The sequence below is a fragment of the Sphingomonas pruni NBRC 15498 genome, assembly GCF_001598455.1.
Classification (GTDB): Bacteria; Pseudomonadota; Alphaproteobacteria; order Sphingomonadales; family Sphingomonadaceae; genus Sphingomonas; species Sphingomonas pruni.
On the sequence record NZ_BCYZ01000128.1, the window covers coordinates 1 to 4,403 of the forward strand.

General features: G+C 65.6%; 4 protein-coding genes. All 4 read right to left on the bottom strand.

The window, feature by feature from the left end; translation table 11 throughout:
- Nucleotides 1-144: 144 nt before the first annotated feature.
- Nucleotides 145-2,232: an acetyl-CoA carboxylase biotin carboxylase subunit gene (locus SPR01S_RS20600; RefSeq protein WP_066593617.1), complete on the bottom strand. Its 2,088-nt coding sequence runs from the start codon at nucleotides 2,230-2,232 to the stop codon at nucleotides 145-147.
- Nucleotides 2,233-2,251: 19 nt separating this feature from the next.
- A complete protein-coding gene (locus SPR01S_RS20605) occupies nucleotides 2,252-2,602 on the bottom strand; it encodes a hypothetical protein (RefSeq protein WP_066593619.1) in 351 nt (116 codons plus the stop codon).
- Nucleotides 2,599-3,561, bottom strand: coding sequence for a biotin synthase BioB (gene bioB, locus SPR01S_RS20610; protein WP_245662160.1), 963 nt, complete (start codon nucleotides 3,559-3,561; stop codon nucleotides 2,599-2,601). The genes SPR01S_RS20605 and bioB overlap by 4 nt, the downstream gene beginning before the upstream one ends.
- 134 nt (nucleotides 3,562-3,695) lie before the next feature.
- A partial coding sequence (locus SPR01S_RS20615) for a cobalamin-dependent protein (protein ID WP_174531918.1) occupies nucleotides 3,696-4,403 on the bottom strand: 708 nt, incomplete at its 5' end.

Genomic DNA, 4,403 nt, shown 5'->3' on the forward strand with positions numbered 1-4,403 from the left:
GGGGGGGGGAGGAAGCACGACGGCGGGTGAGCGGCCGTCCGCCCCCTCCGTCGCCTTCGGCGCCACCTCCCCCTGGCTGGGGAGGATTGAAAAACAGTCGACACGTGCCGTCTGAATCGATCGGCTCTAGTGGTCCAAATCCGCTTATTCGAGCTCCAGGATGACCTGATCGACCGCGAGACTGTCGCCGGTCTTGGCCTCCACGGACTTCACCGTCGCCGCCTTTTCGGCGCGCAGGATATTCTCCATCTTCATCGCTTCGACCACCGCCAGCGGCTGGCCCGGCTGGACCAGGTCGCCTTGCTTGACGTCGAGCCGCACGAGCAGACCTGGCATCGGCGCGATCAGGAATTTGGACAAATCGGGCGGGATCTTCTCGATCAGGTGCGCGGCATAAGGCGCGACATGCGCGGGCAGAGTGCGCGCGACATGCGAGGCGCCGCGGGTCGTCAGCCGGAAGCCGGCGCGCGTCCGCGCGATCCGCACCGTCAGATCCTCGTCGCCGAGCTCGGCCGTCACGATATGATCGCCGGGCGTATATTCGAGCGCTAGGTCGAGATCGTCGCCATCGACGACCACCCCGTCGGTCGAGATGTCGACCTGATGGTCCGTGCCGTCGATCCGTACCGTCCAGGCCGATGGCGGGCGCAGGCGCTTGCCGAGCTGGCCATCGATCCGCCGCGCGCGATCGGCCTCCGCGGTCGCGGCGAAGGCGGCGACCGCGGCCAATGCCTTGAGCAGATCGGGCGAGGCCGGCGCGCCGTGGAAGCCGTCGGGATATTCCTCGGCGATGAAACCGGTGGTCAGCGCGCCGTCGCGGAAACGCGGATGCTGCATCAGCGCCGACAGGAAATCGAGATTGTTGCCGGGTCCTTCAATCACGAATTCGTCGATCGCCGCGATCTGGCGATCGATCGCCTCCTCGCGCGTCGGCGCCCAGGTGATTAGCTTGGCGATCATCGGGTCGTAGAACATGCTGACCTCGCCGCCTTCGAGGACGCCGTCGTCGACGCGGGTGCGGCCCTCTTCTCCCCTCCCATTTATGGGAGGGGTCGGGGGAGGGCTTGTCGCGGAAAGTGCGTCGTTTGCGGACACGCCCTCCCCTAGCCCCTCCCGCGAGCGGGAGGGGGATTCTGCCGGCGGCTTGTAGCGCACCAGCCGACCGATCGAGGGCAGGAAGCCGCGATAGGGGTCCTCGGCATAGACGCGGTTCTCGATCGACCAGCCGTCGATCTTGACGTCCTGCTGCCCGAACGAAAGCTTCTCGCCTGCCGCGACGCGGATCATCTGCTCGACCAGATCGAGGCCGGTAATCTCCTCGGTCACCGGATGTTCGACTTGGAGCCGGGTATTCATTTCGAGGAAGTAGAAACCCTCCCCAGAGGTGTCGGCGCCCGACACGATCAGCTCGACGGTGCCGGCCGAATAATAGCCGACCGCACGCGCCAGCGCGACCGCCTGCTCGCCCATCTTGCGGCGCATCTCGTGCGACACGAAGGGCGACGGCGCTTCCTCGACCACTTTCTGGTGGCGGCGCTGCACCGAGCATTCGCGTTCGTTCAGATAGACGATGTTGCCGTGCTGATCGCCGAGCACCTGGATCTCGATATGGCGCGGGCTTTCGATGAACTTCTCGATGAACACGCGGTCGTCGCCGAACGAGGCGAGGCCTTCGCGCTTGGTCGCCTCGAACCCTTCGCGCACGTCCTGCTCGCTCCAGGCGAGCCGCATGCCTTTGCCGCCGCCGCCGGCCGAGGCCTTCATCATCACCGGATAGCCGATGTCGGAGGCGATCTTCACTGCCTCATCGGTGTCCGCGATCTCGCCGAGGAAACCGGGCACGACATTGACCCCCGCCGCCTTGGCGAGCTTCTTCGATTCGATCTTGTCACCCATCGCCGCGATCGCGTTGGGCGGCGGGCCGACGAACGCGATGCCGGCCTCAGCGCAGGCCTTGGCGAAGCTTTCGCGCTCGGACAGGAAGCCGTAACCTGGGTGGATGCAGTCGGCGCCGGTGATTTTGGCCGCGTCGAGAATCAGGTCGGCTTTCAGGTACGATTCCGCCGCCGGCGCCGGGCCGAGCCGCACCGCTTCATCGGCCATCAACACATGCGGGCTGCGCGCATCGGCGTCCGAATAGACCGCTACGGTGGCGATCCCCATCTTCTTCGCGGTGCGGAACACGCGGCAGGCGATCTCGCCGCGATTGGCGACCAGGATTTTCTTGAACACGCTTTTCCCCGTTCCTGATCTAGTTGATTTGAGGAGGCACGCCGAGCGCCTCCGAAATTTCGGTGCAGAGTTCGTCAAAACGGTCGAAATAGACCTGCTCCAACTCGTCATCGCTCAAATTGAACAGTTCAGTCGTCTTAGAGAGCTGGAGGCTTGCGGCGATCGCCGCGGCCTCCGGCTTGAATTGCGGATGCAAATCTGCCGCCGTTTCCAGATCGCCGGCGTTGCGCATTCCGTAGTCGGCGACCCAGACGCAGTATGTCAGCCGTTCTATCGGTGACAGCGCGTCCTCGCCTCGATCGGTCATCTTTTCGATAATTGGAGGGCTCGCGTCTTCCAGAAGCCAGGTTTCCCAATCAACGTCGGTCACTCCGCCGCCTCCAGCACGTCACGCTGCTCGGCCGCCATCGGACTCAGCCCAAGCTTCGCGAACAACGCCGCATCCTTGTCCTCGCCGGCATTGCCCGTCGTCAGCAGCTTCTCACCAGTGAAGATCGAATTGGCGCCGGCGAGGAAGCACAAGGCCTGCGCCGCTTCCGACATGCTTTCGCGACCGGCCGACAGGCGGACCATGCTCTCCGGCATGGTGATCCGCGCGACCGCCACCGTCCGCACGAACTCGATATCGTCGATCTTGGCGAGCGGCGTGTCGGCCAGCATGTCGCCGAGCACCGTGCCCTTGACCGGGACGAGCGCATTGATCGGCACGCTCTCGGGATGGACCGGCAGGCTGGCGAGCGCGTGGATGAAGCCGACGCGGTCGGCACGCGTCTCGCCCATCCCGACGATGCCGCCGCAGCACACGTTGATCCCCGCGCCGCGGACATTCTCCAGCGTCTCGATCCGATCCTCGAAGCTGCGCGTCGAGATGACGTTGGCGTAATTCTCCGGGCTCGTGTCGATATTGTGGTTGTAATAATCGAGCCCGGCCTCGCCCAAAGCCTGCGCCTGGTCGGGCGTCAGCATGCCGAGCGTCATGCAGGTCTCCATCCCCATCTCGCGTACGCCCTTCACCATCTGGACGAGCGCGGGGATGTCCTTGTCTTTGGGATTGCGCCACGCCGCACCCATGCAGAAGCGCGACGAGCCATTGTCCTTGGCCTCAGCCGCCGCCTGCAGCACCGCGCGGACGTCCATCAGCTTGGTCGCCTTGAGCCCCGTCTCGTGGCTCGCGCTTTGCGAGCAATAGCCGCAATCCTCGGGGCAGCCGCCGGTCTTGATCGACAGCAGGGTCGAGAGCTGCACCTCGTTCGCCGCGTGATGCGCGCGATGCACCTCCGCCGCGCGGAACACGAGTTCGGTGAAGGGAAGGTCGAACAGGGCCGCGATTTCATCGCGGGTCCATCTCTTCTCCCCTCCCGCTTGCGGGAGGGGCTGGGGGAGGGCCTGTTGGTTAGTGGAGGACGACACGCCCTCCCCTAACCCCTCCCGCGAGCGGGAGGGGGATGCTGTTGTACCTTCACTCATTCCGCAGCCTCTTCTTCAGGGGGCATATTGTGGCCGAGCAGACGAAGCACGTCCTCCGCTGCCTTGATCAGGTTGGTGCCGGGGCCGAAGATCGCCTGGACCCCCGCATCGCGCAGGAAGTCGTAATCCTGCGCCGGGATCACGCCGCCGGCGATCACCTTGATGTCGGCGCGGCCGGCATCGCGCAGATGGCCGATCAATTCGGGGATCAGCGTCTTGTGACCGGCGGCGAGGCTCGATGCGCCGACCACGTCGACATCGCTGTCGAGCGCGAGCATCGCGGCTTCCTTGGGCGTCTGGAACAAGGGCCCCGGCACCACCTCGAAGCCGAGATCGCCGAACATCGAGCTGACCAGATTGGCGCCGCGATCATGCCCGTCCTGCCCCATCTTGGCGACGAGCATGCGTGGGCGGCGGCCGAGCCGGCGCTCGGTCGCGGCGACGCCTGCCAGCAGATTCTCCCAGCGCGCATCCTGGTCATAGGCGCCGCCATAGACGCCCGATACCGGGGTCGGCTTGGTGCCGTAGCGCCCGAATACGTCCTCCATCGCCGAGGAAATCTCGCCCAAGGTCGCGCGCTGACGAGCGCACTCGACGGCGAGGGCGAGCAGATTGTTCTCAAATCCTCCCCGAGCTTGCTCGGGGAGGGGGACCGCCGGCGCAGCCGGTGGTGGAGGGGAACTTAGCCCGCCGACTGCGTCGGC